We start from the raw sequence: 467 nt of genomic DNA on the forward strand, positions 1-467 counted from the left end.
GGCGGCAGCAACACGATCAACGTGCTGGGCGGCGACGGGATCGTGCGTCTGGACTATCGCGGGCAATCGGGCGGCATCAACGCCAACCTGACCACGGGCCAGATCGCGCATTTTGAGGGCACGGACACGGTCACCGGCCTTGGTTCGGGCCCCACTGTCGAAGTCGCAGGCACCAGCGCCACCGACAGCTTTATCGGCAGCATGTATGACGACCGCTTCATCGGCGGCGCCGGGTCCGACACGATGGACGGGCGCGATGGCAATGACATGGTGCGCTATGACCGGTTCGGCGTCACCGCGGTGAACGTGAACCTTGAAACCGGCCGCGCCACGGGCACATGGTCGGGCACGGCCTTCACCCACACGCTGCTCAATATCGAAAGCGTGCGCGGGTCGCGCGATGATGGCGACAGCCTGATCGGCAACAGCGCGGGCAACCGTCTGGACGGGCGCGGCGGCAACGATGT

The 467-nt window shown here is 66.2% G+C and carries 1 pseudogene; it reads left to right on the forward strand.

The window, feature by feature from the left end:
* Nucleotides 1–467 (forward strand): annotated as a pseudogene (locus WNE31_RS18420) (calcium-binding protein); the annotation flags it as partial.

It is taken from the genome of Shimia fortis (genome assembly GCF_040225985.1).
GTDB lineage: Bacteria > Pseudomonadota > Alphaproteobacteria > Rhodobacterales > Rhodobacteraceae > Shimia.